Here is a 23,210-nt window from a genome sequence, read left to right as displayed (position 1 = left end):
CGCCACTGACCCCGCTGGACAATGAAAGTGGGATGGCACCCCCCGGGCGGGTGGGCTCCAGCACGGGCGGGCTCCAGCACGGGCGGGCTCCAGCACGGGCGGGCTCCAGCACGGGCGCGGCCCAGACCGGGCGGGGCCACCGGGCGCGGCTCAGGCCGGGCGGGGCCTCAGACCGAGGACTTCGAGACAGGGCCTAATCGCCGCGGCCGGGGAGGCCACCCGAGCCTCGGTACGCCTCCAGCAGGCGGAGCCAGATCTCGCTGATCGTCGGGAAGCACGGCACGGCGTGCCAGAGCCGGTCGATAGGGACCTGGGCCGCGACCGCGATGGTGGCGGAGTGGAGGAGTTCGGCGACGCCCGGGCCGACGAAGGTGACGCCGAGCAGGTGGTCGTGGTCGGTGTCGACCACCATGCGGGCCTGGCCCTTGTAGCCGTCGGCGTACAAGGAGGCGCCGGGGACCTTCTCGCCGAGGTCGACGTCCACCGCCCGTACGCGGTGTCCGGCATGTTCGGCCTGCTCGGCGGACAGACCGACCGCGGCGACCTCCGGGTCGCAGAAGAGCACCTGTGGCACCGCGTGGGAGTCGGCCGTGATGGCGTGTGCGCCCCAGGGCGCGGTGTCGAGTGGCCGCCCGGCGGCACGGGCGCCGATCGCGTTGCCGGCGATGCGCGCCTGGTAGCTGCCCTGGTGCGTGAGGAGGGCGTGGTGGTTGACGTCGCCCACCGCGTACAGCCAGCCGTCGTCGATGTCGCGTACGCGGCAGGTCTCGTCGACCTCCAGCCAGGATCCGGGTGTGAGACCGACGGTCTCGAGGCCGATGTCTCCGGTGTTGGGCGCCCGTCCGGTGGCGAACAGCACCTCGTCGACCTCCAGCTCGCCCCCGTCGTCCAGCCGCAGCGTGACCGGCCCGGTGCCGCCCTTACGGCACAGCCCGACGACAGAGGTACCGGTGCGTACGTCCACTCCGGCGTCGGCCAGCCCGCGGGCGACGAGCTCACCGGCGAAGGGCTCCATCCGGGGCAGCAGGCCGTCGCCGCGTGCCAGCAGGATGACGTCGGCGCCCAGGCCCTGCCAGGCGCCGGCCATCTCCACGCCGATGGCGCCACCACCGACGACGGCGAGACGCGCGGGTACGGCGTGAGCGTCGGTGGCCTCGCGGTTGGTCCAGGGCCGGACCTCGGCGATACCGGGCAGATCGGGCAGCGCGGTGTGGCTGCCGGTGCAGACGGCCACCGCGTGCCGGGCGGTGAGTACCGCGTCTCCGACGGCGACCCGTCGCGGGCCGGCCAGCCGTCCGTGGCCGCGTACGAGCGTGGCACTGATGCTCCGCAACCACCGGGCCTGCCCGTCGTCGTGCCAGTCGTGCACGAACGCGTCCCGGCGCGCGAAGACGGTGGCCGGGTCGAGCGCCCCGTCGACCACCTGCCGCGCGCCCTCGACCCGCCGCGCATCGGCGACCGCGACGACCGGCCGCAGGAGCGCCTTGCTGGGGATGCACGCCCAGTAGGCGCATTCACCACCGACGAGTTCGCGCTCCACGACGGCGACGCTGAGCCCTCCGGCGCGGGCCCGGTCGGCGAGATTCATGCCGATCGGCCCGACGCCGATGACCACGACGTCGTAGGTATCGCCCGCCGGACCTCCGCCTGGTGCGTCACTCATGGCCTGCTCCTGTCCCGGTGCGGTGTTCTCTCCGGGGGGATCGGCCCCTCCGTGCCCCGAGTCGTCGGGGCCCGGCGCTCTGTCAGGTCCGTTCCCGCTGCTCACGCCCGTACACAGGCGGGAGGCACTCACTCCGTCAGGCGGTCCCCGGGCTGCCGGTGTTCCCGATGCCGGTGTCCAAGATTTCGAGTGCCCTGCCGACCGTGTCATTCAGGGTGGCGGTGATCTGCTCCGCCGGCAGGCCTGTGCCGCGTAGCCGTGTCGCCTCGGCGATCATGGCGGTGACGGTGGTCAGGATGAAGGCGGCGATCGCCCGCGCCGCGACGGGGCCCAGGTACGCGGGCACGCGGTCGGACAGGATCGCCGCCAGGTCGTCCTGGTAGCGGGCGCCGCGCAGCCGCAGGGCATCCTGCAGCGTCGGGCTGTTCTGGATGATGGTCATGACGCCGGCGAGCCGGCCGTCGCCCGCGGTTCGCCGCTCTCTGCCGCCCGGTGTCTCGGGTGTCTCGGGCAGGTGGGCGAACAGGCGCGGCAGCTCGTCCCTGAGGAACTCCGGCAGCGGAGTACTCAAGGGGAGCTGGTCGATCATGTCGATCAGATCGGCCTCGACCGGGCGGTGCCAGGCAAAGAGGAGATCCTCCTTGGCCGGAAAGTGGTTGACGACGGTCTGTTTCGCGACGTCCGCGGCTTCGGCGATGTCGGCGATGGTCACGGTGTCGTAGCCCCGTTCGCCGAACAGAGCCAACGCGGTGTGGGCGATCCGGTCCCTGGTTTCGCGTCGCCGCCGTTCGTGCCGGGACCGCACGCCTTCCGCTTGCCGCTGCGGGTCGCTGCCTGTTTCCTCCATATTAGGACCGTACCAATTTTAGGTCGATACCATCAATGGTACGGGTCCATCCCTCGGCTGTTCCTGCCAGGCGCTGCGGGGGTCACTAGGTTGTCCGTGTGGCGATCGACATTTCGGGCGAATGGTGGCGCGGCGACTCAGCCGATGACGTCGCCGACTACCTGGAGGAGCTCGCTCCGGGCGGGTATCCCGTTCACCAGGTGGCCAGGTCCGTGTGCGCGTCCTGCTCGGGCGACGTCTTCACGATCGAACTCGACCCGTCGGCGGTCTGCGCGCGCCGTACCTGCGTGAGCTGCGGCGCGGTCGCGTACATGCTGGACAGCGACCAGTATTGGATGGACGGCGACGAAGAGGACGGCCCGGAGTCCGTCGTCTGCTCGTGCGGCTCGGACCGCTTCGAGTCGGCGGCCGGATTCAGCCTCATGGACGACGGAGAGGTCCGCTGGGTCAGCGTCGGAATCCGCTGCGTCCAAGACGGAATCCTGGGATGCCCCGCCGACTGGAAGATCAGATACGGCCCTTCGCGCCACTTGCTCGATCTCGCCTGACGCCTGCCGTACAGATCCGTAGCGCTCCTCGCCTGCCGTCGACCATGAAGACGTTCCCCGCGTACGGGCAATGAACGGTGACCCTCAAGCCGTACGGAAGGGGCCAGATGTATGGCCGTGACCAACCCGTCCCTGCCCGGAGCGGCCCGGGGCGGCCCGGATGCCTGACGATCCGACCGGTGCCGAGATCATCGAGCGGTCCCGTGACGAGCTCTGCAATCTGTAAGACGGTCACGACGTCCGAAAGAGCCGGCGTGGGAGGGCGTCCTCTCAGGCTCTTTCGATCGCCCTTTCCAGCAATGTCGCTGTTTCGTCGATGGCACCGGTCAGCGCTTTCGCGTCAGGAGTCAGGTTGCTGAGGACGCGGTCGATGTCCCGGAGACCCGCTCGTTCCAAGAGTGTCTTCTCGTTGGTGACCCACTGACCCCGGGTCGCCATCACCGCGTGTGCCGCCTGGCAGGCGGCGGTGGCGATCGCTCCACTGCAGTCGGTGAGATGTCCGCGTTCGGCGTGGGCGGTTCGGGCGTAGCCGAGAGTCCCCCGGGCGTCGCCCCACCAGCGCTGCGGGGCGCCGCGCCTCAGCGCTTCGGGATATTCAGGACGCGGTAGCTCTCCGTGGAGCACCCGGTTGACGGCCAACTCGGCAACGACGATGTACGTCGGAATGCCGGCCAAGTGGAACAGCAGCTTTTCGACACGGAAGCGGCCTTCGCGAGCCTCGGCGAGCCGATACTCCACGTCGTCGAGGTCCCGATAATGCACGTCGACGCGTTGGCCGTCGACGTGCAGCCACGCACCGCCATTGAACACGCCTCCGCCCCACCCGCCGATTTCGGAGACTTCCCCGGACCAGCCGATAGCGCGCAAGCTGTCAGGTGAGAACGTTCCGCGATAGTAGACCGCAAAGTCCCAGTCGCTATCCGGTCCGTGGGTCCCCGTTGCTCTCGAGCCACCCAGCGCGACTGCGTGCACACAGGGCAGCGTCGCGAGCCGCTCCGCCACATGAGCGAGAAAGACTTCATCACCCTGTGCGTGCATGGACACAAGCGTAAGACACCGCTTCGCTCACCTGCGGCGTGCTGACCGCCGAAGGGCAGATCAGCAGCAGTCCTCGCCGCGCCACGCTTCGATGCCCTCCCGGACGGCGACGGCCGCGACTGCCAGACCCATCAGCGGGTCGAGCCACCACCAGCCGAAGAGCGCGTTGGCGGCCAGGCCGAGCAGCACCGCACCCGCGAGGTAGGCGCACAGAAGATTCTGAGTGCCCTCCCCTGCTGTGGCGCCCGAGCCCAGCCGGGCACCAAGCCGCTTCTTGGCGATACCGAGGCCGGGCATGAGTACGAGCGACAGAGCCGTCACGGCGATACCCAGCCCACTGGTATCCGCGTGCTCACCGGCGACGAGCTTGTCCACCGCTTCGATCGCGACGTACGGAGCCAGCAGCCAGAAGGAGACCGCGACCGCTTTCTGCGCTCGACCTTCGGCCGTCTCGGAAAGCATTCGCGAGCCGGTGAAACGCCAAATCACGATCACACTGGCCAGGCCCTCGACCACACTCGACATGGCCCAGCCGATCAGCGCGATCGACCCAGCGGTGACACCAGCGACGAGACCCGCCGCCCCCTCGACGGTCATCCAGACCAGGCTTGCCCATGACAGCGCCCTCGCCCAACCGGCCGCCCGCACCCACCCGGCATCGCGCTGTGGCCGTACGTCCCCGGTGGACGCGCAGCACCCGTCAGCGCAGTCGAGATCACCGATCGGGATGTCCGGGACCTGACTCATCTCGGGCTCGCTCATCAGGGCCGTCCCTAACTCGGGCGCATCGACACCGTCTGATGATGGTATCGAAGCAGGTCAGGCTGGCGGTCTCCGGTGGTGGTGCGCGGCGCCGTCGGAGTTCGCCGCCTCGACGAACCAACGCCCCGCTTCGCCGAGTGCACACGCGCCGCCAGACCGTCGCCCGGCGAGCTGATGGCGCTGACCACCTCGCCGCCGAACAGCCGCTCGATCAGTCGTCGCCTCGTCAGGCATCGCCTCCCCGGCTGCCCTTTCGCCGCCCGTTGCCTAAGGAATCTCCGGCCCTGGCTCGCCAGGGCCTACGTGATCGGCGGTCTTACGTGACTCGATAAGTCGGGCGACCTCGGGAGGGTCGTAGTTCACGGTGATGCCGACGTCCTCGAGCGCCGCGATGATTCTTTCGAGAGGTATTTCGATGCGGGACTCGTTGGCAGATCGCCAACCGAGGAACTGTGGCATCTTCTCCATTTCGCTCGCCACCATGGGAACCTTGACGTATCCGACGAATGCGCAGTATCCAATGTGACCATCGGCATACTCGGCACACGGATACGTCGACATTCCCATTTGGTAGTCACCAGGCATGTTGCTTCCCTTCTGGATTACACGCGCCTATAAAGGTACATCTCCGATCGGCGCGACTCCAGACGTGATGCTCGATGACATTTCCGCTCACGGAAGATCAATTTACGCGGGCTCGCCTTCGTCGGAATCCGTCGAAGGCGCGTCCGGCGTTCCGCCGTCGCGTTGGATCCTCTCCGCGATCCGGCGAATGCGCTGGAGACGGGAGTCCCAGTCGTGGCTGACCTGGGCCAGCTGAGCCACGGCCAGACCGAGCTGCGCCTTGTCGACGTGGTACCGCTTCTCCCGGCCGGCGACCGTAGGGCGTACCAAGCCGACCCGTTCGAGAACCGCGAGGTGCTTGGCGATCGCCTGACGGGTCACCGGCAGCTGCTCGCTCAGGCTGGTGGCAGTGCCGTGCCCGTCGGCGAGCAGCAGGTCGAGCATGCGCCGCCGGGTCGGGTCGCCGACCGTCGACCACAGTTCGTCATCGATCAGTACGTTCACGCGCCCACACTGATTCGCTCGGCGTGCGTCACCAGCCTCGGCAGGAAAAGGTCCCAGCCGTTGGTGTGGTCGGCATGCCAGGCGGCGGCCGTCGCCTCGTCCCCACCGCGTACGAGGAACCCCGTCTCAGTGAAGCGCAGGAGAGTGCCGTTGCCGGACGGCTCGAGCTCGATGACGACGAGAAGGGAGTTGCTGGGCGATGCCGTCTCCCCTTCCTGATGGGTCCACCGGAAGGAGAAGAGCCGGTAGGGCACTGCGTCGGCAACGGTGAACCGCTCCCGCTTGCCACCCTCGGTGGCATCGCCGAAGCCGACCCACCCAGGATCACCGGGTGTCGGCGAGAACTCCGCCTCGTCGGACCACCACTCCGCGACATATTTCGGACTGCTGACCACCTCGAAGACCACCTCTGGTGAGGCGTCGATGTAAAGCTCTCGTTCGATCGTGTCGTAGTCCACGACGACGTTCCTTTCGTACGTGCGGGCTGGTTCGTCCTCTGGCCTAGTGCCGGTTGCCGATCTGTTCGTCGCGCGGATTTCCGCGATACGGATCCGATCTCGACGAACTCCTTGGGGCTCGTCAGGAAGAGTGGTGCTCACCGACCGTCGCCTTCTTATTTTTCGGCGTTTGCCGACTTGACCTCGACGAGGATCACGTTTACTTCGCCCGCGAGCAACTCCCAGGCGTGATCGAAAGCGCTTTCCTGCCAGACGACCGCGCCTGGGTTTAGATCCACGATCTGCGTCGTCTCGTCCCCCCAGGTCACTTTCTGGCGGCCGGAGCCGAGGTTGACCACGAGCATCGGCGAGTGCGAGTGCATCGCGCTTTCCCAACCGTGCGAGGCCCGCGCATGGATCACCCGGACGTGTTCGTTCTCGAACACGACTTGGTGCGCGTCGGGATCCACGATCGTCGCGTGCTGAGGCTTCTGAGCTGAGGCCTGGCTCGAAGTGTCCACCACGGCGTCTCTCCTTGTATCAATGTGATGCAACCGTTGGTTGCACGAACGTACATCACACCCCCGGAGACGCGCAACCAGTCGTTGCGTGTGGGTGAACTGTCGGCCTGCGGGCGCGAAGCCGGCACGCGCCGACTCGGCAGCGCGCTCGTCAGGGTGCCTTGACACGAAGGCGACTGTCAGGGAATCCTGACAGCATGAACGCCGATGAGACGCCGGCGACCGCGCTGGCAGCCCAGGTGACCAACAAGGATCCGGCCGTCGGGCTACGGGCGGTTTTCGAACTGCGCCGGCTGCTGGAGGAACTCGAACGCCTGCACGTGGACAACGCCCGTGACGAGGGCTGGTCCTGGCAGAACATCGCCACAGCGCTGCGGGTAAGCCGCCAAACCGTGCACGAAAAGCACGCCGGGCGTCGCAAGGTCACAGGCAAGGAGAACTGACATGAATGAAATCACGACCGTGTACGACCGGTTCACAGAACTGGCCAAGCGCGCCATCGTCGCCGCCCGAGACGCCGCGGACTCACTCCACCACGACTTCATCGGCACCGAGCACCTCCTGCTCGGACTGGCACAGACCGCCGGAACGGCGAGCGAAGCGCTGCGAGCGCACGGACTCGAGATCACCCGAACACGCACGGCGGTGGAAGACGTACTGCGTGAGGCCGACGTACCGACCTCCGGCGGCCACAGCGCGGCGGACGCCCTGTCCACGCTGGGCATCGACGTCGCCGAGATCCAGCAACGCGCCGACAGAAACTTCGGACCCGGCGCGTTCCGCTACCCGCGACCGGCCTTCTCACTGCAACTGAAGAAGGTGATCCAGCTTTCCCTTCACCAGGTACGCGAACTCGGCGGCGAGCGCATCGACACCGAGCACCTACTACTCGGGCTTCTCGCCGCCGGCGAGGACACCATCACCAGAGTCTTGGCAGAACTGGGCATAGACCCCCGGGCACTGCGCCAGACCGTGCTCGACCGTACGGCCCAGCAGACCGAGTGAAGTACTTGCCGGCGTGCTGACGATCCGAGCGAGCCGCGGGAATCCGATACCTCAGGAATGACTGCGTTCCTTCGCGCGGCCCACTCCGGGGGTGGCTGAGGTGGAAGCCAGGTCATCCCTCTACCTCCGTCCCAGAACACGCCCAGCAGGCCACGCTCTACGGGTGGGATGAAGGTAGGGGATGACTCAGCACGTAGAGCTGTCGCATGGGACGGCGGCTCACTCAGGTTGCAGCATCTTGCGGAGAATCACGGCTTGCCTGCGGTAACCCATCCGACCCTCGTAGAACGGGATTGACAGAGGGCTGCTCAGATTGGTGTCGGTCACCGATACCACTGCGCCCTTCTCCCTTCCCCACGCCTCGGCAGCTCCCATAAGCGCCGTGCCGATACCTCAGATGGCCTCGCACGCCATACACCCGCAGTCCGTCAACGCTCAGGGGCCTCAGCGAAAGGCAGGTTGTACCGCTCGTCGACATCGATCGAGACGATGTCGGCGACTTCGCGGTAGTCGGGGGCGTCGTCGACAACGATGTGGAAGTAGATCTGCAGGCTCTGCCCAGGGCGCAGAGCCACAAAGTCCGGGTTTGGCGGGTCGTCCAAGGGATGCCAGCGAGGAGCGTCCCACGTGCCATCTTCGAGTGTTGCCACTACCTCGGCTAAGCGCACCTTCGCCACCTCGGGTGGGTTGGTGGCCTGCCAGTCTGCAATGACCTTCTGGCTGTTCCCTGTGAGCGCCAGCGGCCTCACGTCTACCCCCGGAGTCGCCGGATCACCTCCGCAGTGTCCACGACCCCGCCAGCCGCACGCGCGGTCTTCGGTACGTTCCTGATCTTTTCCCGCACGCCCGGGTGGTTGGTTTCGTGGACGACCATTCCCTCAACACTGTCCGCCAGCTTTTTGAGGTGGTCAATGTCGCTTGTGTGGCGGTATGCGGCCACCGCGCGGTACACGGTGCGGAACACTTCGCGCTGTTCATCGGTGTTGAGGACGTCGTAGACGGCCATGGCCTGGGCGACGTCAGTGTCATCGACCTGAGATGCTCCGGAGTGGATGTGTTCTGCGGTCACAACGATCTCCTCTGCTCGGATCTCGTGTCTCTCGCCACGTTAGAACCAGGGGGCGACAAGCCTCACCTGGGTTCGCGGACAGCATGGGCCGTAACTGGCCATGGTCATCGACCGGCCCGCGTCGACCGACCTCTGGACGCGCTCAGGACTGACTTGGCTAACACGGTCGTGCTAACCGATGCGGGCTTACGTGCGCACCCTGCCAACCGGTCTCATCTCAGCATCGCAAGACCACATGTCCACCAAACCGGTAGACGGAGGAATCGCGCCATGGGCGTCACGGAATCAGGCTTGGACCGTAACGCCCCTACGCCGGGGGTAGGTTAGGCCGACGGACTTACAGGCCCACCGCTCAACTGCCTTTACCTGCATGTTCGTCGTCGTCGGCCCTGTTTTCGGCCCGTATCCGGCCCGATCGCGGTTTGAGTGGCTTTCGGCGACCGTCAACACAGCCGGAGCCTGCAGTTGGCTATGCGCGTGTCGACACCACATAAGAGCTGGCCGCATCCTGCCAACCCGGCAACCCCCGTGCAGCGGTCTACGTCCTACCGGCACGATCGATGAAGGCTATGGGATCGCTACGAGCTTGAGGTGACGTTGACCGTTTCAACATTGGATGAAATTTGCCTAAAGGCTGCCGACCCTTCCAAACTAGGAGAGATATGTGGCGCCTACGCAATCGACCAAAATCTATGCCTAGCACATATAGGGCCGAGGAAGAGGAAGAACTATCTGGCCGCACCGTCTCCGAGGGCGGACATCTACGCTCGCGGCGTCATCTCCACGAGACCGCTACTAGCAGAGCTTTTGGCTGCTCTGGAAGACGACCAAGGACGGACCCGCGACTAGATGTCAGAAGATTGGAATCTGGGGAAATCTGAAAACTTCTGCCTGACTCTGTCCGCAGGGCGTAGCGCGGAAGAAATTGTCGAGATATACGGTGCGGATGGGAACAGGGCTCACTGGCTTTCCTCAGACGAATGTTTTGACACCATCGAACCGACCTCAACCAACACAATACTGCGCGCCGGCATACTGGAAGGTTGGGCTTTCTGTATCGAGTTCTACAACCCGATAGGGTCCCTGAACGCTATAGTTCGTGGGCTTTCCAGCCACACGAGAACAATCGTTCTCTTCCGAACCGCAAAGGCGCTCGCGCAATTTGTCTACGTCGTGGACGGTCAGCTCGTAGAATCATTTGAACCTGGCGATCCGATCACCACGTGGGGACGGAGCGAACACGATTTCTCGCGTAGAGTCCATGAAAGACACCCCTCCCCCTCGCAAGCCATAACCGCATGCCTGGACGTTATCGCCGAGCACATTGGGAATGAACTCACCACAGAGATTCTTCGCGGACCGTTGCTTTCCGCGGTCGTTGATGCCCCCGACTGGGCCGCTCTCTCACGCCCTGATCCAAGACTGCAGAGGACTACCCCACCCGGGACTCCCAGCACACTGGGCCGACGTTTGCGTGGACCCCGAGGTATCTAGTGTCATGCACAGCCGGGAGGTGCAGCGATCCCGAGGATGCGAAGCGAGATCGGCTGGTCACCCGCAGCGCTCCACCAGCAGCAGGCCGCCAGCCTGACGCGGGTTTCCTGACCGTCAAAGACACAGCGACCCTCGACCGGCGACCGATGGGCCGTACAACAGATAGCGCCTCTCGCCCAGACCGATATGGACTCTAGGCGAGCCCTATCGTCCCAGCCCAGGTGAGGCCTGCGTATGCGGTCCTTCCGGCGTGCCAGAGGCGATCCGCGAGGCCGCAACGGTGAGCCGGACGTCTTCGCCGGGGCGGCCGTCGTTCTCGCCGGCGCCGCCTCGGCTTACGTCACCGGCAATGAGGGAAGATGTCCCGGACATGCCGGTAAGGACCGGGACGGGAGCGCGTTGGCTGCGGGCCATTACCTCTCGGCCCGGCGCTTGACAGTCTGTGATCGGTTAACCGCTTGACTCCGTGACGTTCCCACGTCTAGTCGCAACAAGGGCTGGTGGGAGCTCTCCGTGCCTGGAGCGACACGGATCGAAGACACGGGCTGAGCCTGGACCCGCATTGGACCCGACTAGCCGCAGACGCCCATAGGGAGCCGGACACAGCCGGACATGAACGAAACAGCCCCTCACCATGTCACCGCTGGTGGGGGGCTGTTCCTTGAGGTGTGGCGGGTCCAGGGTTCGAACCTGGGTAGGCTAAGCCGACGGATTTACAGTCCGCTCCCATTGGCCACTCGGGCAACCCGCCGTCACGTCGTCGTAACGACGCTCAGAAGGATAGCGGACTCTGAACGCGAGGGTGACATCGGATTCCGGGGCCATGTGGGGCCGCTGGTGGCCTCGTTCGGGCCCCGGTCTCACTACCCTGTTCAGATCGGCATTCTCTGTGAGGGCAGGCAAACGTGGCAGCTGAGAGCTCCTTCGACATCGTGTCAAAGCTCGACCGGCAGGAGGTGGACAACGCGCTCAACCAGGCGGGGAAAGAGATCGCCAACCGGTTCGACTTTCGGAACGTCGATGCTGGGATCAAGTGGGCCGGCGAGGCCATCGAGGTTCAGGCCAACAGCGAGGAGCGGGCGAACGCCGTTCTCGACGTGTTGAAGGACAAGCTCGTCAAGCGGAGTGTCTCGCTCAAGGCGATCGATGCTGGCGAGCCTAAGCCGTCCGGGAAGATCTACAAGCTGACGGTGGCGCTCAAGGAGGGTATCTCCCAGGAAGACGCCAAGAAGATCGGCAAGATCATCCGGGATGAGGGGCCGAAGAGCGTTCGGGCGCAGATTCAGGGGGACGAGTTGCGGGTCAGCTCCAAGAAGAAGGACGAGCTGCAGACCGTGATCTCGCTGCTCAAGGGCAAGGATCTCGACGTCGCGTTGCAGTTCACCAACTACCGCTGAGACAGCGCCGCCAGTACGTGTGGCCAGGCCGCCGTCAGTGGGTCGATCAGGGCGAAGTGGCCCATGCCGGGTAGTTCACGGAGTGGTACTCCGGTGTGCTGGGCGTACGAGCGGCTCACCTCGATCGGTACGCGGTCGTCTGTGGTGCCGTGCAGCAGGGTGACCGGTACGGCGGGCCTAGGTAGGCGGGCGGGGTCGGCGAGCGCGTACCGGTCGGGTACCTCGGACGGGCGGCCGCCGAGCAGCAGGTCCGTGGCCCCGTCGTCCAGGCCGCGGGCGCTGCACATCTCCAGGTCCACGCAACCCGCCAGGGAGACGACGGATTGGATCCTCGCAACCGGGTGGTGACCCGCGTCGGGACGAACCGTGTCCAAGCGGTCCCCGCCCGGGTCAACTGACTCCGAGCGACCTGTGTCCGGAGATCGGGTGTCCGGATGGCCGGCGTCGTAGCGCCCCTCGCTCCGGACGTTCGTGATCGGGCCGGTCGCGTCGGCGCGGTTCGCGCCCGGGTCGGCCGCGTTCGGGCGACTCGCGTCCAAGGGGTTCCGGCCCCGGGGACTCGTGAGCGGAGGGTTCAGTTGGGTTGCGACCCACACGGCCAGGTGGCCGCCGGCCGAATGGCCTAGCAGTACCGGTGCGTCCTCGGAGTACGGGGCCAGGAGGCCGGGTACGGCGTCGAGCGCCGCGAGGACATCATCGAAGGTGCCCGGCCACCCGCCGCCCTCCTGGCCGGTTCGGCGGAACTCCGGGATCGCCACCACGTACCCGGCCGCGGCCAGGGCGCTCGTCAGCGGTCCCGTGTGCGTACGGTCGTAGGCCGCGCGCCAGAAGCCGCCGTGGATCATTACGACCAGCGGCGCCGGTCGGCTCGGCGGTAGGCGTACGTCGATGACGTGGTCGGGGTGGGGGCCATAGGCCAGCGTCAGGTCCGGGGGCGGCGCCGGGCGGGTCAACACCTCACGCGAGTCGGGCATGTGATCAATCGTGGCACGTCGCGTACCTGGCCTGCCGAGAGCCGTCACTCCGACAGCGACGGCCCAACAGGGCCTGTCCCGAAGTCCTTAGGCTGGGACCGCCCCGTCTGAGCCCGCCCGTCTGGAGCGATCTGGGCGGCCGTCCCAGGCGCGCGGATCGGCGACATCTCCCACGCGGTCGAGGCGGTGAGCCTCGAACTTGGCGTACGGGCCGCTGTCGTCATCGAACTGCGGCTTCAGCCCGAGAACGTCCCGGTAGAACCGGAGTTCTTCGACGATCCAGGCCTCGGCCACGTCCTTCGATACGCCGAGCTCGGCCAGGGCCCTGGCCGCGAGGCCTTCTTCCTCGTCGAACAGGCCAAGCAGGAGATGACCAGCGCCTTGGCGCCGACCAGCCACCAGGGGTCGCAACCGAACGACCCCAGGCCGTACGGCTTGCCGGTGCACTGCTCGGTCCGCGAAAGAGCCCGAGAGGACGCCTTCTCATGCCGGCTCTTTCGGACGCCGTTCCGCCGCGCGGCGGCACCGGGAAGCCGAGCCTCAGGGCGACTGCCCCAGCCGTCCGACGATCTGCCGGCCGTACGGGCTGCTCGAGGGCTGCGGCGGGCACGGCACCGGCACGGCCATGTACGGGGACCCGCACCTGCCCAACACCGGGCGGCCCGGTCGTGGCATGTGCCCGAAGGAGGAGCCGCGATCGAGCCGATGCTCATCGAGGGCGGGGGCGACGAGGGCCGTACGCTCGCCGACGGCTGGTCGATCGCGACGGCCGACGGCAGCCGCGCCGCCCACTTCGAGCACACCATCGCCGCAGGTCCTGGCCACCCCGTAAAAGGGGCAAGGCCGCCCCGGCGAACCCGGGGCGGCCTCAGACGAATCAGCAGCTACGAGTCCACGAGCACTCGAGGTTCTGCCCGGACCGTCGCGCGGAGGACGACACCGCGGACGACACGGTGGAAGACGACCCTCCGGCCAGGCGGACCGCGATCCTGTCCTGGAGGTCCGTCGGCGCACTGCCCTTGTAGTCGTTGAACACGATCGAGAAGATCAGCGGCTGCCCGTCGGGATCCTTCACGTATCCCGACAGCGCGCTCACGCCGGTCAGCGTGCCGGTCTTGGCGTGGGCGTTCCCGGCGGCCGGGGTGCCGACCATGCGTTTGCGCAGGGTGCCGCCCACGAGCTGATCGGCCTGGCCGGCGATCGGGAGCGCGTTGTAGAAGACACCGAACCAGCTCTTCTTCTGCACCGCCTTCAGCAGGTTGCTGAGCTGCGTGGCCGTCGTGTAGTTGCTGTGGCCGAGCCCCGAACCGTCGGTCTGCTTGACCTGCGAGGTGTCGACGCCGAGCGACTTGAGGTACTTCGCGATCACCGGCAGGCCCGCGGTCCAGCTGCCGTGCCCGGTGACCTTGTGCCCGATCTCCTTGACGAGGATCTCGGCGATCATGTTGTTGCTCAGCTTCAGGTACGGGGTGGCGATCTGCGACAGCGGAACCGACCGCCGGGTGGTGACGACCTTGGCGCGCCGTGGGGTCCTGCCGTGCGACACACCACCCGTGACGGTCACGCCGTGGGCGGCCAGCGCTCGGCGGAACACATCCGCGGCGTACAGCGCGGGGTCCGGGACCGTGGCCAGGTCGTCGAAGGTGCCGCCCGCCGGGACGGAGCCGCTGACGACGATCGTGTTCGTGCCGACCGTACGGTCCACCGAGACGGTCGAGGCCGAGCCCGCCGCGCCGGTCGTCGCGCGGTTGTCGATCGTGACGAGGTCGGTCTCGGGGCTGAGGGAGATCCCGGGCGGCTGCCCGACAGCGCCGGGCGTGACGACCACGTCGACCGAGCCCACGTCGAAGACGTCGTCCGCGGCGACGGTCAGTGCCGAGATCTCCGCCGCGTAGTCGTAGGGGAAGTCTTCTGGGTTCCAGTCGGGCCCGAGACGCGGGCCCTCGAACCAGGTGTCGTCGGCGACCAGGTCACCCTTGACGGTCTTGATGCCCTTGGCGGCGACCGCGGCGGCCAGCTGGTCGTACGCGGCGGCGCCCAGCGTCGGGTCGCCGGTGCCCTTGAGATAGAGGTCGCCGCCCCGGGTGTAGACGTTCGTACGGAACCGGTAGCCCGTGCCGAGGATGCCGAACGCCGCCGCCGACGTCTCGAGCTTGTTGTTGGAGGCGGGTACCACGCGCTGGTCCGCGTCGTGGGAGTAGAGCACCGCGCCGGTGTCGGCCTTCCGTACGGTCACCCCGGCGGTCGCGCCGTTCAGGCGACTGTCCGACAGGATCTGGTCGAGGTCGGTCTTGAGATCTCCGGCGGCGGCCGTACGCGCCGGGGCCGAGCTGACCGCGGCCTGGGCCGGGACGGCGGTGCCGACGAGCACGCCACCGGCGAGCACTAATGCCAATCCTGTTGATCGTCGCATGACCGACGATAGTAAAAGATCATGACGCGGCTGTGGAGACGATGGCCGATATCGGCATTCGCGACCGCCCCGCCAGGGGACAAACCCACGGGTGCCGACAAGCCTGCGGGTGCCCCAGCGAGACCCGTCAGTGATGGGCCACGTAGGCGATGACGACGACGATCGCCAGGACGATCACCACCCGCAGGGCTATCCCGCCCGGGGTGCGGCGGCGGCCTCCTGACCCGCCGAGATAGCCGGGGTCTGAGTAGTTGCCGCCGTGATGGCCGTGGTGACCAGCGGATCCACCGTGGTGGCCCGCACCTCCGCCGTCGTGGGACATGTGGCCTCCTTCTCGACGGGTGACCGGGCGGCCCCCCGCATCGTGTTCAACCGGATACCCATCCAAGCCCGGACCGAACAGCGCGAAAGATCGCAATGCACATACGACCACCATGGAGCGGACCTTCGGCCGGAACGGGAACCGTCAGCGGCGGTAGCCAGCCATCTGCTCGAGCCGGGCGACGCGCTCGGCCGTGGGCGGGTGGGTCGAGAAGAGACGCGCGACGCCCTCCCCGCGGAACGGGTTGGCGATCATCAGGTGGCTGACCGAGAGGAGGCGGCCGTCCTCCGGCAGCGGTAGCTGGCGGGTGCCGCCCTCGATCTTGCGCAGGGCCGACGCCAGGGCGAGCGGGTCGCCGCTGAGCTGGGCGCCGGAGGCGTCCGCCTGGTATTCGCGGGTGCGGCTGATCGCGAGCTGGACGATCGTGGCGGCGATCGGGCCGAGGATGAGGAGCAGGAGGACACCGAGGATGCCGCCGCCGTCATCGTCGTCGGAGCCGCCGAACGGCAGGAACCAGGCCAGGTTGGCGACCCAGGTGACGACCGCGGCCAGTGCGCCGGCCACCGAGGAGATCAGGATGTCGCGGTTGTAGACGTGCGACAGCTCGTGCGCGAGCACCGCGCGCAGCTCGCGCTCGTCGAGGATCTCCAGGATGCCGAGGGTGCAGCAGACGGCGGCGTTGCGCGGGTTGCGTCCGGTGGCGAAGGCGTTGGGTGCCGCGGTCGGTGAGACGTACAGGCGTGGCATGGGGCGCCGGGCGCCCGTGGACAGCTCCCGCACGATGCGGTACATGCCGGGCTGTTCGACCTCGCTGACCTGACGCGCGCGCATGGCCGACAGGGCGATCCGATCGCTCGCGAAGTACGCGACACCGTTGGTGACCAGCGCGATCGCGACCGCGATGGTCAGGCCGGTGCGTCCGCCCAGCGCACCGCCGACGATCACGATCAGCGCCGACAGAGTGACGAGCAGGAACGTCGTACGGACGCCATTGAACCGCACTGTGACACCCTCCCCAGGCTCCCCCTTAGACAACGGGCTGACCTGGAGGGATGTTCCCCTCAGGGAACGGCCAGCGCCGCGGCGTGGAGCACCAGCTCAGGGGCCACCGAGACGACGACCGCCCCGGCCAGGGACACCGCGATCGCGATGCCGCCCGCACGGCCGACGCGTACCGTACCGGGCTGCGCGGCGGCCGGCGCGGGGGCGAAGAGCCGTGCCGCCCAGGCCAGGTAGTAGTAGAGCCCGATCACGGTGTTCACCGCCATGACCACGGCGAGCCAGGTGGCCGCGCCGCCGATGGCGGCCTTGAAGACCACCACCTTGGCGAACAGGCCCATGACGCCGGGCGGCAGGCCCGCCAGGCAGACGAGGAAGAACGCCATCGCCACCGCGGTGCCGGGGTTCGTACGGGCGAGGCCGCGATAGTCGTCGAGCCTGCGCCGGCCGCGACGTGCCACGACCGTGACCACCGCGAAGGCGCCGATGTTCATGATCGCGTAGATGGCGACGTACGCCGCGGTGGCCGTCATCCAGTCGTGCGGGCGCACCCGCGACCCGCCGGCCAGCGGTGCGAGCATGTAGCCCGACTGCGCCACCGACGACCAGGCCAGCAGGCGTACGGCGTCGCTCTGGCGAAGCGCGACGAGGTTTCCCAGCGTCATCGTGGCCGCCGACAGCACACCCAGCAACGGGCCCCAGGTGCCGGCGAGCGGCCAGAAGCCGACGGTGAGGACAACCGTCAGGCCGGCGAAGCCACCCGCCTTCGAGACGACCGACAGGAACGCCGCGACCGGCAGCGGCGCGCCCTGGTAGACGTCCGGTGCCCAGAAGTGGAACGGCACGGCCGCGACCTTGAAGCCGAACCCGGCGATCACCGCGACGACACCGACGGCCGCGACGGGCTTCAGGTCCGCCGGTACGTGTGCCAGTCCGGTGGCCACCTGGTCGAGGTGCATCGCGCCGGTCACGCCGTACACGAGGCTGATCCCGAACAGCGTGATCGCCGAGGACACGACCGAGATGAGGAAGAGCTTGAGCGCCGCCTCGCTGGCCACCCCGTCGTGCCTGCGCAGGGCGACGAGGGCGAACACCGGCAGCGACAGCGTCTCCAGCGCGACCACGAGCGTGATCAGGTCACGGCCGGCGGCGAGCAGCAGCGCACCCGTGAGGGCGGCGAGCAGCAGGAAGTGGTATTCGCCGGCGGGAAGGGCGGACCGGCGCATCTCCCCGTGCGACAGCAGGACGACCACGAGCGCCGCGAGCAGCACGATCGCCTGGAAGAGCGTGGCGAAGTCGTCCGCGACGTAGGAGCAGGACCGGCCGGTGCAGAACGTGCTGCGTCCGTGGCCGGGGATGAGCGCGACGGCGGCCGCGGCGATCAGGACGAGGGTGAGCAGCCCGACGGGCCGCCGGGGCAGGCCGAACGCGTCGGCCATCAGCACCGCGACCGAGCCGACCGCGACGATCAGCGTCGGCAGGATCGCCAGGTAGTCGATCGACTGGATCATGAGTCCTCCTTCGTCGGAGGAGCGACCATGGGAGCGCGTTTATCGATTCCCTCGCTTCGCTCGGTCATAGGCCCTCCTTCGTCGGAGGAGCGACCAGGGGAGCGTCCTCGCTTCGCTCGGTCATCGGCCCCCCAGGAGTACGCGTACGGCGCCGTCGGTGAGGGAGAGAAGCGTCTTGGGCCACAGGCCGATGAAGAGCGTGGCCGTGATCAGCGGGGTCCAGGCGAGCAGCTCATACGATCGGACGTCGGCGAACCTCGTCTTGAGCCAGCGCTCGGCGACCGGGCCGTGGGTGAGCCGGGACAGCATCCGCAGGAAGTACGCGGCGGTCAGCACCGCGCCGACGCCGCCCAGGACCATGAACGTCAGGAACGTCCCGCGCGGCAGGCCGCCGTCCGGACGGTACGCGCCGAGCAGCGCGAGCATCTCGCCCCAGAACCCGGCCAGACCCGGCAGGCCGAGGCTCGCGACGGCGGCGAAGGTGAGGATCGAGGCGAGGTAGGGCGCCTTGGCGAGCATGCCGCCACCCAGGACCTTCAGGTCGCCGGTGCCGTACCGCTCCTTGATCCCTCCGGCGACGAAGAACAGCAGGCCGGTGATCAGGCCGTGCGCGACGTTGCCGAACAGCGCGGCGTTGAGGCCGACCGGCGTGAGTGTCGCGATGCCGAGCAGCACGAAGCCCATGTGGCCGATCGAGGAGTAGGCGATCATGCGCTTCAGGTCGCGCTGCGCGAGGCACGCGAGTGCGCCGTAGACGATCCCGATGACGGCGAGCAGGCCGAGCCAGGGCGCGAGCGTCCGCGCGCCGTCCGGGGCCGCCGGGACCGCGATGCGCACGAAGCCGTACGTGCCCATCTTCAGCAGCACACCGGCGAGCAGCACCGAGCCGACCGTGGGCGCCTCGGTGTGGGCGTCCGGGAGCCAGGTGTGCAGCGGCCACATCGGGGTCTTGACCGCGAACCCGAGTCCGACCAGCGCGAACGCCGCGAGCTGCACGTTGTGGGACAGCCCGGCGCCGTGCCGCGTGGCCAGTGTCGTGATGTCCAGCGTGTGGGCGTTGACCGCGATGAGCAGGATGCCGACCAGCAGGAACCCGGAACCGAGCAGCGTGTAGAGGATGAACTTGTTCGCCGCGGCCCGCGCGCCCTCGCGCGCCCCCGGTGAGCCGCCCCAGTGCGCGATGACGAAGTACATCGGGATGAGGACGACCTCGAAGAAGACGAAGAACAGCACGAGGTCCAGGGAGATGAACGTGCCGAGCATGCCGACCTCGAGCAGCAGGACCAGCCCGACCAGCGCGCGGGCCGAGCCCGCTCCCTCGTCACCGGCGGGCAGCACCCGCGCGGTGTAGATCATGCACAGGAACGTCAGCGCCGCGGTCAGCACGATGAGCGGCAGCGAGATCCCGTCGACGCCCAGGTGGAAACGGAGCCCGATGGAGGGCGCCCACTCGTGGTCGACGCCCAGTTGCGGGCCGCGGTGCCCGTAGTCGAAGGCCACCGCCGCCACGATGGCCAGCACCAGCGTGAGCCCCGAGAAGAGCAGGCCGTGGAGCCTGGCCAGGCGGATCAGCCGCGGCTGGCTGCCCCCGGGTGAGATGAGCGTGAGCAGCGCGCCCAGGAAGGGCACGGCCAGCATCGCCACGAGGATCATGTGAGCACCACCACCGCGAGAACGATGATCACCACTCCCGCCAGAACCCCGGAGATGTACGTCTGGGGGTTGCCGTTCTCGGTCGCGCGCAGCAGGCCGCCGAGCCGCCGCGCGCCTCTGCCGGTGCCTTCGACGGCGGCGTCCACCGCGTGGTCGTCGGTGTGCACGACCATCTCGGCGAGCGCGACCACCGGCCGTACGATCAGCGCGGAGTACACGGCGTCGACGCGGAAGCCATCGCGCAGCAGCGGCCGTGCCGGGCCCAGCAGCCGGACCGGGTCCAGCGCCGGGTCGCGGTTCCAGACCAGGAAGACCGCGCCGCCGCCGGCCAGCACGAACAGCAGCGAGACGACCGCCATGCCGATCTCGGGCCGTAGCTTGTCGCTGCCGAGTCCGAGGAAGCCGAGGACCAGTGCGGGGACCGCGAGCACGGCGACGGGCCAGCGCATCAGCGCGGGCGCGTCACGCGCGTCGGACGGTGACCGCCGCTCCCCGAAGAAGGTCACCAGCCAGGTGCGGGTCGCGTACGCGGCGGTGACCGCCGCGGTGAGCAGCCCGGCGATGAGCACCAGCCAGCCGGTCCAGGCCGGGATGGCCGGAAGCTCCTGGGGGACGACGCCCGGGGCGTACACGGGCTGGCTGAAGTGGTGCGGTCTCGCTGTGTCCCATGCCTGGGCCAGGATCGTGTCCTTGCTGAAGAATCCGCTGGCCGGCGGGAGACCGGCCAGTGCCGCGAAGCCGACCGTCATCGACCAGAACGTCACGGGCATGGCGATCCGCAGGCCGCCCATCGCATCGAGCATGTTCGAGCCGACCGCGACGATGACGCAGCCGGCGCCCAGGAACAGCAGTGCCTTGAACGCCCCGTGCGCGAGCAGGTGGAACACCGCGCCGTCGCGCGTGCCGACCGCCAGGCCGCCCGCCATGTACGCGAGCTGGCTGATCGTGGAGTAGGCGAGCACCCGTTTCAGGTCGTCCTGGGCCAGCGCGGCGAGCGCGGCGCCGAGCATCGAGATCGCGGCGATGACGCCGAGGACCGCGAGCGATACCGGGGCGTACAGGAACGCCGGGTAGACGCGGGCGACGACATAGACGCCGGCCGCGACCATCGTCGCCGCGTGGATCAGCGCGCTGACCGGGGTGGGGCCGGCCATCGCGTCGGGCAGCCAGGTGTGCAGCGGGAACTGCGCGCTCTTGCCCGCCACGCCGCAGAGCAGCAGCAGTGTGCCCGCGACCAGTGTGTCGTGCGGCATCGCCGGCACGTGCGCGAGGACGGCGCGGATGTTGAAGGAGTGCGCGGCCATGCCGAGCACGAAGATGCCGAACAGGAAACCGACGTCACCGAGACGCGTCACCAGGAACGCCTTGACGGCCGCGCGCGAGGTCGCACGGTCGTGCCAGTAGTGGCCGATCAGGAAGTAGGAGCAGACGCCCATGACCTCCCAGCCGACGTACAGCGCCAGCAGGTCGCCCGACAGCACGACGAGCAGCATCGCCGCGGTGAACAGCGAGACGAACGCCGCGTAGGAGGAGTAGCGCGGGTCGTCGCGCATGTAGGCGACCGAGTAGATCTGCACGGCGAGCGCGACGCAGCAGACCAGCAGGGCCACGACCGCCGACAGCCCGTCGACGTCGAGCCCGATGCCGAACGGCACCCCGCCGGTCTGGACGAGCGTGAGGGTGCCGGTGCGCACGGACGGCTGCTGCCACTGGACCGCGGCGATCACGGCGGTGAGCACGGTGGAGGCCGCGATCGGCAGCACCGCGACCAGGGCCGGGCCGTTGGCCGGCAGGCGCCGGGCCAGCCCGCGCGCGCGTCCCGCCGACGTGTCCGTGTGCCGGAAGTGGCGGGCGAGCGGCGTCAGCAGATGCGAGAGCGTCGGCCCGAAGATCATGCCGATGAGCGCGGCGGCGAACGGGAGCAGGACCGCGACTGCCGCCAGGACGATCACTGGCGCACTCCTTCTTCGGCGTCGTACTCGCGGAGGGTGCGAAGCCGGTCTACGTCGACGGTCTGGCGGTTGCGGTAGATCAGGAGCACGAGGGCCAGGCCGAGCCCGACCTCGGCGGCGGCCAGCACGATGACGAACAGCGTGAGCACCTGTCCGCCGTGGAGCCGGTCGGCCCACCGCATGTCGAACACGATGAGGTTCAGGTTGACCGCGTTGAGCATCAGCTCGACGGACATGAGGACGAGGATCGCGTTGCGCCGGGCGAGTACGCCGTACACGCCCACGGAGAACAGCAGCGCCGAGATGACCACCGGATAGACGAGGTGCATCAGACCACGTCCTCATCGATCCGTGACAGCACGATGGTGTCCTCGTCGTCGGCGTTGCGGGGACGGCGGCGGGCCAGCGCCACGCCGGGCCGGGGCCGCGGGCGCTTGGGCCGCTCCGCGTCCTCGTCGTCCGCGGGCCGCTCCGGCCCGATGTCGGAGCGCGAGAGCACGATCGCGCCGATCAGTGCGGCCAGCAGCAGCACCGACAGCGCCTCGAACGGGAGCACCCAGTAGCGGAACAGGCTCGCGCCGACCGTGGCGGACGAGCCGCTGCCGACCCGTGCCTTGAGCGGGAAGTACGCGTCGCGGAAGCCGCGTACGAGAGTGGTCACGAGCACCGCGGCGGTGGCCACGGCCACGACGAGGGCGACGATCCGGTTGCCGGAGTCCAGGTCGTCCGACCGCCCGATCGGCGCGCGGGTCAGCATGATCCCGAAGAGCAGGAGCACCACGATCGCCCCGACGTAGATCAGCACCTGCACCCAGGCGACGAACTCGGCGGCCAGCACGACGTATGAGGCGGCGAGCGCGCCGAAGGAGACGACCAGCCAGAGGGCCGCGTGCACCAGTTGCCGGGTGCTGACGACCATGACGCCCGAGCCCACGGCGACCACGCCGAGCGCCACCATGACGATGTCGGCGGCGCTCACCTGGCCTTCAGCTCGCCTTCACTGGCCTTGGGAAGCTCTTTGGGGAGTTCTTTCGGCGGCTCGGCGGCCGGGTCGTTGGCGGGCGGCGGGGGCACCGTCCACATCCACTCGCGCAGCCGGTCGCGTTCGTGGGTCAGCTCGGCGATGTCGTACTCGGCGTACTCGAACTCCGGCGACCAGAACAGGGCGTCGAACGGGCACGCCTCGATGCAGATGCCGCAGTACATGCAGAGCGCGAAGTCGATCGCGAAGCGGTCGAGCACGTTGCGAACCCGCGGCTTGCCGCCCTCGGGCGCCGGCAGCGTCTCCTTGTGGGAGTCGATGTAGATGCACCAGTCCGGGCATTCACGCGCGCACAGCATGCAGACGGTGCAGTTCTCCTCGAACAGCGCGATGACCCCGCGACTGCGCGGTGGCAGGTCGGGCTGAACCTCGGGGTACTGCCGCGTGATGGACCGGCGTGTCATCGTGCGCAGCGTGACCGCGAGGCCCTTTGCCAGGCCGGATCCCGGAATGCGTGCCACGAGTCACCATGATTGCTTATCCGCGCCCAATGGC

Annotated in this window: 27 protein-coding genes and 1 tRNA gene; 5 read left to right on the top strand and 23 right to left on the bottom strand. The window is 68.2% G+C overall.

The genetic code is table 11. From position 1 onward, the window contains the following. Positions 1–193: 193 nt before the first annotated feature. Together FB559_RS17945 and FB559_RS17940 are read right to left on the bottom strand one after the other, a co-directional pair. Positions 194–1,663 carry a dihydrolipoyl dehydrogenase family protein gene (locus tag FB559_RS17945; RefSeq protein ID WP_141956685.1) on the bottom strand — a complete coding sequence of 490 codons (1,470 nt, stop codon included), beginning with the start codon at positions 1,661–1,663 and terminating at the stop codon, positions 194–196. A gap of 136 nt (positions 1,664–1,799) precedes the next feature. Then, positions 1,800–2,510 (bottom strand): TetR/AcrR family transcriptional regulator, encoded by a 711-nt coding sequence (locus FB559_RS17940; RefSeq protein WP_141956684.1) that lies wholly within the window; start codon positions 2,508–2,510, stop codon positions 1,800–1,802. A gap of 98 nt (positions 2,511–2,608) precedes the next feature. Between FB559_RS17940 and FB559_RS17935 the strand changes: the two genes are divergently transcribed. Next, positions 2,609–3,058 carry a hypothetical protein gene (locus tag FB559_RS17935; RefSeq protein ID WP_141956683.1) on the top strand — a complete coding sequence of 150 codons (450 nt, stop codon included), beginning with the start codon at positions 2,609–2,611 and terminating at the stop codon, positions 3,056–3,058. A gap of 270 nt (positions 3,059–3,328) precedes the next feature. On the opposite strand, the gene FB559_RS17930 is transcribed toward FB559_RS17935, so the two are convergent. From FB559_RS17930 to FB559_RS17905, 6 genes are all read right to left on the bottom strand, one after another. Then, positions 3,329–4,096 (bottom strand): nucleotidyltransferase domain-containing protein, encoded by a 768-nt coding sequence (locus FB559_RS17930; protein WP_141956682.1) that lies wholly within the window; start codon positions 4,094–4,096, stop codon positions 3,329–3,331. 60 nt (positions 4,097–4,156) lie between these two features. Next, the gene (locus FB559_RS17925) at positions 4,157–4,858 is read right to left on the bottom strand and encodes a cation diffusion facilitator family transporter (protein WP_246121707.1); all 702 of its coding nucleotides are present in this window, start codon (positions 4,856–4,858) and stop codon (positions 4,157–4,159) included. Positions 4,859–5,125: 267 nt separating this feature from the next. Continuing rightward, positions 5,126–5,443 (bottom strand): hypothetical protein, encoded by a 318-nt coding sequence (locus FB559_RS17920; protein ID WP_141956681.1) that lies wholly within the window; start codon positions 5,441–5,443, stop codon positions 5,126–5,128. A gap of 102 nt (positions 5,444–5,545) precedes the next feature. Then, positions 5,546–5,926 carry an ArsR/SmtB family transcription factor gene (locus FB559_RS17915; protein WP_141956680.1) on the bottom strand — a complete coding sequence of 127 codons (381 nt, stop codon included), beginning with the start codon at positions 5,924–5,926 and terminating at the stop codon, positions 5,546–5,548. Continuing rightward, the gene (locus tag FB559_RS17910) at positions 5,923–6,384 is read right to left on the bottom strand and encodes an SRPBCC domain-containing protein (RefSeq protein WP_141956679.1); all 462 of its coding nucleotides are present in this window, start codon (positions 6,382–6,384) and stop codon (positions 5,923–5,925) included. Before FB559_RS17910 ends, FB559_RS17915 begins: the two co-directional genes overlap by 4 nt. 155 nt (positions 6,385–6,539) lie before the next feature. Further along, positions 6,540–6,887, bottom strand: a complete 348-nt coding sequence (locus FB559_RS17905) for a hypothetical protein (protein WP_141956678.1) — start codon at positions 6,885–6,887, stop codon at positions 6,540–6,542. A gap of 194 nt (positions 6,888–7,081) precedes the next feature. On the opposite strand from FB559_RS17905, the gene FB559_RS17900 reads away from it, so the two are divergent. Continuing rightward, positions 7,082–7,327, top strand: coding sequence for a helix-turn-helix domain-containing protein (locus FB559_RS17900; protein WP_141956677.1), 246 nt, complete (start codon positions 7,082–7,084; stop codon positions 7,325–7,327). Between the two features lies 1 nt (position 7,328). Beyond that, a complete protein-coding gene (locus FB559_RS17895) occupies positions 7,329–7,889 on the top strand; it encodes a Clp protease N-terminal domain-containing protein (protein ID WP_221640072.1) in 561 nt (186 codons plus the stop codon). Between the two features lie 219 nt (positions 7,890–8,108). On the opposite strand, the gene FB559_RS46730 is transcribed toward FB559_RS17895, so the two are convergent. The 3 genes from FB559_RS46730 to FB559_RS17885 are packed head-to-tail and all read right to left on the bottom strand — an operon-like array spanning position 8,109 to position 8,958. Continuing rightward, positions 8,109–8,279, bottom strand: coding sequence for a hypothetical protein (locus FB559_RS46730; protein WP_425455116.1), 171 nt, complete (start codon positions 8,277–8,279; stop codon positions 8,109–8,111). Positions 8,280–8,317: 38 nt separating this feature from the next. Then, positions 8,318–8,638 carry a hypothetical protein gene (locus tag FB559_RS17890; RefSeq protein WP_141956676.1) on the bottom strand — a complete coding sequence of 107 codons (321 nt, stop codon included), beginning with the start codon at positions 8,636–8,638 and terminating at the stop codon, positions 8,318–8,320. A 2-nt stretch (positions 8,639–8,640) separates the two neighbouring features. Further along, positions 8,641–8,958, bottom strand: coding sequence for a hypothetical protein (locus tag FB559_RS17885; RefSeq protein WP_141956675.1), 318 nt, complete (start codon positions 8,956–8,958; stop codon positions 8,641–8,643). Between the two features lie 849 nt (positions 8,959–9,807). Here FB559_RS17885 and FB559_RS46725 point away from each other — a divergent pair. Further along, positions 9,808–10,452, top strand: coding sequence for a DUF6461 domain-containing protein (locus tag FB559_RS46725; protein ID WP_221640071.1), 645 nt, complete (start codon positions 9,808–9,810; stop codon positions 10,450–10,452). A 669-nt stretch (positions 10,453–11,121) separates the two neighbouring features. Here FB559_RS46725 and FB559_RS17875 read toward each other — a convergent pair. After that, positions 11,122–11,203, bottom strand: a tRNA-Tyr gene (locus tag FB559_RS17875). 154 nt (positions 11,204–11,357) lie between these two features. Between FB559_RS17875 and FB559_RS17870 the strand changes: the two genes are divergently transcribed. Then, a complete protein-coding gene (locus FB559_RS17870; RefSeq protein WP_141956674.1) occupies positions 11,358–11,849 on the top strand; it encodes a YajQ family cyclic di-GMP-binding protein in 492 nt (163 codons plus the stop codon). On the opposite strand, the gene FB559_RS17865 is transcribed toward FB559_RS17870, so the two are convergent. The 11 genes from FB559_RS17865 to FB559_RS17810 all read right to left on the bottom strand — a co-directional run bounded on the left by FB559_RS17865 (position 11,840) and on the right by FB559_RS17810 (position 23,176). Then, complete coding sequence (locus FB559_RS17865) at positions 11,840–12,823, bottom strand: alpha/beta hydrolase family protein (protein WP_141956673.1); 984 nt, start codon at positions 12,821–12,823, stop codon at positions 11,840–11,842. The genes FB559_RS17870 and FB559_RS17865 overlap by 10 nt on opposite strands. Positions 12,824–12,910: 87 nt before the next feature. After that, a complete protein-coding gene (locus FB559_RS17860; RefSeq protein WP_221640070.1) occupies positions 12,911–13,234 on the bottom strand; it encodes a Clp protease N-terminal domain-containing protein in 324 nt (107 codons plus the stop codon). 466 nt (positions 13,235–13,700) lie between these two features. Then, positions 13,701–15,236 (bottom strand): D-alanyl-D-alanine carboxypeptidase/D-alanyl-D-alanine endopeptidase, encoded by a 1,536-nt coding sequence (gene dacB, locus FB559_RS17850; RefSeq protein ID WP_141956671.1) that lies wholly within the window; start codon positions 15,234–15,236, stop codon positions 13,701–13,703. A gap of 127 nt (positions 15,237–15,363) precedes the next feature. Continuing rightward, positions 15,364–15,558 carry a hypothetical protein gene (locus FB559_RS17845; protein ID WP_185792277.1) on the bottom strand — a complete coding sequence of 65 codons (195 nt, stop codon included), beginning with the start codon at positions 15,556–15,558 and terminating at the stop codon, positions 15,364–15,366. A gap of 144 nt (positions 15,559–15,702) precedes the next feature. Further along, a complete protein-coding gene (htpX, locus tag FB559_RS17840) occupies positions 15,703–16,560 on the bottom strand; it encodes a zinc metalloprotease HtpX (RefSeq protein WP_141956669.1) in 858 nt (285 codons plus the stop codon). A gap of 59 nt (positions 16,561–16,619) precedes the next feature. Beyond that, positions 16,620–18,068, bottom strand: coding sequence for an NADH-quinone oxidoreductase subunit N (locus FB559_RS17835; protein ID WP_141956668.1), 1,449 nt, complete (start codon positions 18,066–18,068; stop codon positions 16,620–16,622). Positions 18,069–18,188: 120 nt separating this feature from the next. Further along, the gene (locus FB559_RS17830) at positions 18,189–19,721 is read right to left on the bottom strand and encodes a complex I subunit 4 family protein (RefSeq protein WP_141956667.1); all 1,533 of its coding nucleotides are present in this window, start codon (positions 19,719–19,721) and stop codon (positions 18,189–18,191) included. After that, complete coding sequence (locus FB559_RS17825) at positions 19,718–21,673, bottom strand: NADH-quinone oxidoreductase subunit 5 family protein (RefSeq protein ID WP_246121705.1); 1,956 nt, start codon at positions 21,671–21,673, stop codon at positions 19,718–19,720. The genes FB559_RS17830 and FB559_RS17825 overlap by 4 nt, the downstream gene beginning before the upstream one ends. Then, complete coding sequence (gene nuoK / locus FB559_RS17820; RefSeq protein WP_141956666.1) at positions 21,670–22,002, bottom strand: NADH-quinone oxidoreductase subunit NuoK; 333 nt, start codon at positions 22,000–22,002, stop codon at positions 21,670–21,672. Before nuoK ends, FB559_RS17825 begins: the two co-directional genes overlap by 4 nt. Further along, on the bottom strand, positions 22,002–22,652 hold the full coding sequence (locus FB559_RS17815; protein ID WP_246121703.1) for an NADH-quinone oxidoreductase subunit J family protein: 651 nt from the start codon (positions 22,650–22,652) through the stop codon (positions 22,002–22,004). The genes nuoK and FB559_RS17815 overlap by 1 nt, the downstream gene beginning before the upstream one ends. Continuing rightward, positions 22,649–23,176, bottom strand: coding sequence for a NuoI/complex I 23 kDa subunit family protein (locus FB559_RS17810; RefSeq protein ID WP_185792276.1), 528 nt, complete (start codon positions 23,174–23,176; stop codon positions 22,649–22,651). Before FB559_RS17810 ends, FB559_RS17815 begins: the two co-directional genes overlap by 4 nt. Positions 23,177–23,210: the final 34 nt, after the last annotated feature.

This window comes from Actinoallomurus bryophytorum (assembly GCF_006716425.1).
Taxonomy (GTDB): domain Bacteria; phylum Actinomycetota; class Actinomycetes; order Streptosporangiales; family Streptosporangiaceae; genus Actinoallomurus; species Actinoallomurus bryophytorum.
Note: the sequence above shows the minus strand (reverse complement) of the source record. Positions and strands in the feature narration are given on the sequence as shown.

Coding starts and splice junctions, on each gene's coding strand:
- FB559_RS17945 (WP_141956685.1), bottom strand. CDS start 1,663: ATGAGTGACGCACCAGGCGGAGGTCCGGCGGGCGATACCTACGACGTC.
- FB559_RS17940 (WP_141956684.1), bottom strand. CDS start 2,510: ATGGAGGAAACAGGCAGCGACCCGCAGCGGCAAGCGGAAGGCGTGCGG.
- FB559_RS17930 (WP_141956682.1), bottom strand. CDS start 4,096: ATGCACGCACAGGGTGATGAAGTCTTTCTCGCTCATGTGGCGGAGCGG.
- FB559_RS17925 (WP_246121707.1), bottom strand. CDS start 4,858: ATGAGCGAGCCCGAGATGAGTCAGGTCCCGGACATCCCGATCGGTGAT.
- FB559_RS17920 (WP_141956681.1), bottom strand. CDS start 5,443: ATGCCTGGTGACTACCAAATGGGAATGTCGACGTATCCGTGTGCCGAG.
- FB559_RS17900 (WP_141956677.1), top strand. CDS start 7,082: ATGAACGCCGATGAGACGCCGGCGACCGCGCTGGCAGCCCAGGTGACC.
- FB559_RS17895 (WP_221640072.1), top strand. CDS start 7,329: ATGAATGAAATCACGACCGTGTACGACCGGTTCACAGAACTGGCCAAG.
- FB559_RS46725 (WP_221640071.1), top strand. CDS start 9,808: ATGTCAGAAGATTGGAATCTGGGGAAATCTGAAAACTTCTGCCTGACT.
- FB559_RS17865 (WP_141956673.1), bottom strand. CDS start 12,823: ATGCCCGACTCGCGTGAGGTGTTGACCCGCCCGGCGCCGCCCCCGGAC.
- dacB (WP_141956671.1), bottom strand. CDS start 15,236: ATGCGACGATCAACAGGATTGGCATTAGTGCTCGCCGGTGGCGTGCTC.
- FB559_RS17845 (WP_185792277.1), bottom strand. CDS start 15,558: ATGTCCCACGACGGCGGAGGTGCGGGCCACCACGGTGGATCCGCTGGT.
- FB559_RS17835 (WP_141956668.1), bottom strand. CDS start 18,068: ATGATCCAGTCGATCGACTACCTGGCGATCCTGCCGACGCTGATCGTC.
- FB559_RS17830 (WP_141956667.1), bottom strand. CDS start 19,721: ATGATCCTCGTGGCGATGCTGGCCGTGCCCTTCCTGGGCGCGCTGCTC.
- nuoK (WP_141956666.1), bottom strand. CDS start 22,002: ATGCACCTCGTCTATCCGGTGGTCATCTCGGCGCTGCTGTTCTCCGTG.